This is a genomic window from Exiguobacterium sp. E17S, from assembly GCF_057772545.1.
The window spans coordinates 1-454 of sequence record NZ_JBYLRU010000021.1; the positions used below are offsets into that span (position 1 = coordinate 1).

Genomic DNA, 454 nt, shown 5'->3' on the forward strand with positions numbered 1-454 from the left:
CCGAACATTCAGGTGATCCACGCCGGTCTGGAATGTGGTCTGTTCAAGAAACCGTATCCGGACATGGACATGGTATCCATCGGGCCAACCATTACCGGCCCGCATTCGCCGGATGAGCAGGTTCATATCGAAAGCGTCGGTCACTACTGGACGCTGCTGACTGAACTGCTGAAAGCGATCCCAGTTAAGTAATACCTCACCCCACGCCCTCTCCCTGTGGGAGAGGGTTAGGGTGAGGGATTACGCCTCCGGCAGTTCCGCCAGCGGCCAGCGCGGACGCACGGACACGCTCAGGTCGGACGTTGCGCCCGCATTCAGGCGCACCATTCCCGCGTAAGCGATCATCGCGCCGTTGTCGGTGCAGAATTCCGGACGGGCATAGAACACTTCCCCGCGACGCTTTTGCATCATCTCGGCGAGCTTCGCGCGCAGCGTGCGGTTACGCTCACGCCAC

At 60.6% G+C, this 454-nt stretch carries 2 pseudogenes; one reads left to right on the plus strand and one right to left on the minus strand.

The features are described from left to right. A pseudogene (locus AC3B4V_RS16250) lies at positions 1 to 192 on the plus strand (aminoacyl-histidine dipeptidase); the annotation flags it as partial. Between the two features lie 48 nt (positions 193 to 240). Here the strand turns inward: AC3B4V_RS16250 and AC3B4V_RS16255 are convergent. Beyond that, positions 241 to 454: pseudogene (locus AC3B4V_RS16255) on the minus strand (hypothetical protein); the annotation flags it as partial.